We start from the raw sequence: 523 nt of genomic DNA on the forward strand, positions 1-523 counted from the left end.
CCACGCCCTCTTCTTCTCCCTCCCTCTCTCTCCCTCCTCTCCTCCCTCTTTTCTCTTCTCTTCCTTTCTTCTCTCCCTCTCTTTTCTCCTCTCTCCTTCCTTCCCCTCCTTCTTCTCTTCCTTCCTCTCTTCCCTCCCCCTTTTCCTCTCCTCTTCCCTCCCCCTTTTTTCTTCTTCTCTCTTCTCCCTCTTCTTCTTCTCCTCTTCTTCTCTCCTCTCCTTCCTCTCTTCCTCTCTCCCCTCCTCCTCCCCCTTCTCTTTTCTCTCTCCTTTCCTTCCTCTCTTCTTCTCCCCTTTCTTCCTCTCTCTCCTCTCTCCTCTCCCTCTTCTCCTCCCCCTTCTCCTTCTCCTCCTCTTTTTTCTTTTTTCCTTTCTCTTCCCTTTCTTCCTCCTACCTCTTCTACCTCCTCCTTTACTCTCCCCCTTAACTCCTCCTCTTCTAATTCTTTTACCTACTCTCCCTCTTCTAATTATATTTTCTTCTACTTTTTTACCTTCTTTCCTATTTCCTCCATCCTCCTTC

Annotated in this window: 1 protein-coding gene; it reads right to left on the reverse strand. The window is 48.4% G+C overall.

Annotated elements, in window-relative coordinates; all coding sequences use genetic code 11:
- The coding region (locus tag EXE51_RS18285) for a hypothetical protein (RefSeq protein WP_199234079.1) at window positions 1-523 on the reverse strand (523 nt) is incomplete at both ends.

The sequence above is a fragment of the Halorubrum sp. CGM5_25_10-8B genome (assembly GCF_005435095.1).
Classification (GTDB): Archaea; Halobacteriota; Halobacteria; order Halobacteriales; family Haloferacaceae; genus Halorubrum; species Halorubrum ezzemoulense.